At 54.0% G+C, this 1,677-nt stretch carries 1 protein-coding gene; it reads left to right on the forward strand.

Going from position 1 to position 1,677, the window contains the following annotated elements:
* The first annotated feature begins 259 nt into the window (after positions 1 to 259).
* Positions 260 to 1,150: an SMP-30/gluconolactonase/LRE family protein gene (locus WBG83_RS22315; protein ID WP_336747590.1), complete on the forward strand. Its 891-nt coding sequence runs from the start codon at positions 260 to 262 to the stop codon at positions 1,148 to 1,150.
* The last annotated feature ends 527 nt before the right edge of the window (positions 1,151 to 1,677 follow it).

Below are 1,677 nucleotides of genomic sequence, written 5' to 3' on the forward strand. Positions count from 1 at the left end.
ACAGGAACTACCTGCCAATCCATTGTAAAGGATTTTTTTGCGTCTGAATGAGATAAATACAGAAAATTATGAAGATTCAGAGAAAATTAATGCAACGCTAGTGGTCCAATATATAAAAACTTAAATCTATATAGGATTATCCTATTAATGAATCGGACGGTTTCATTTCGATTCAGTGAAACGTGGTACGGGCTGGCAGCCCGCATGTAGGCGGTGTACAATCAGAGAGTAAAGATCTGCGAATGGGACAGGGAGGAAGATGGCTTTGAATACATGGGATGCGAAGCTTGTGCTGGATGCGAAGGCACAGCTGGGAGAAGGGCCCTGCTGGGATGCGGAGCGGGGACAGCTGTACTGGATAGATATTGCAGGGGAAAGCGTGCATTGCTTTGATCCGGCCGCAGGAACGAATCAGACCATACCGGTCGGTCAAAAAGTCGGTGCCGTCGTGCAACGCGAGAGCGGCGGCCTGCTGGTGGCGATGCATCACGGGCTGTATGAGCTTGAGCCGGAGACAGGCAAGCTTACGTTTCTGACGGACCCGGAGAAGCATCTGCCGGGCAATCGCTTTAATGACGGTAAATGTGATCCGGCCGGGCGTTTTTGGGCCGGTACGATGCATATGGAGGAGACGGAGCCGACGGCTACGCTGTATGTGCTGAATGCGGATCGGACCCTGGAGTCCCGGGTGGGAGACATAACGACCTCCAATGGACTGACGTGGAGCCCGGACGGGAAAACCATGTACTATATTGATTCTCCGACGCGGACGGTCAGCGCGTTTGACTACGACAGCAGCACGGGGACCGTCGCAAACCGCCGCATCATCATCCGGTTTGACGTGGAGCGGGGTTCATTCCCGGATGGGATGACGGCCGACAGCGAAGGAATGCTGTGGATTGCCGAATGGGGCGGATATCAGGTCTCCCGGTGGAACCCTCAAACAGGGGAGCAAATCGGAACAGTCCGGGTCGCTTCCCCCAAGGTAACCTCCTGCGCGTTCGGCGGGGATGATTTGCAGGATTTGTACATTACCACCGCATCGATTAACAATACAGCCGAGCAGCAAGAGGCGTACCCGCAGGCGGGCGGAATTTTTCACGTTCGTACAGGTGTGACTGGTGTGCCTACGTATCGTTATCGAGGGTAGCTTGTGGAAGTCCGGTGCAAAAAGCAGGTGCCTCCGGTCAGGACGGGACTCCGCTTGCGGCCTGAATTCAGATGTCTTTCCTTTTAGGCTTTAGGTTCATCGTAAAAATCCTGTACAGGCGACCGCTAGTGCTGACCTTTTCATCCACGTTTGAGAGTAAAGCGGCCATCTAACCGTTATCCGCGAGCTGCTGTGGGCAGTGTCGAGTAGGACGACAGCGACTTAACCGGGAAGCGGTGCCGTATGGGAAAAGAGAGCGGCAGCGCGCGCGACTAAAGCTGCTTGCCTGGCAGCAAGTCGTCCAGAAACCGGCAGGCTGCCGCGCAAGCCTAAAACCGTCATGACTTTCTGTCGCATCCCCGGTATGAATGCAGCTCTTTCACAGTAAGCGTCAAACCAAACCCACCTGTTCGTAGGCAAAGCAATCCCTCATAATGAATCCATCCTGCCAACGAGAGGATGGATTCTAAATTGGAAATGAATCTGCAAGCCATATGGAGCGAGCGGATCGCGGCCTACCAGGCCAG

It is taken from the genome of Paenibacillus sp. y28, assembly GCF_037137075.1.
Lineage (GTDB): Bacteria > Bacillota > Bacilli > Paenibacillales > NBRC-103111 > JBBBNV01.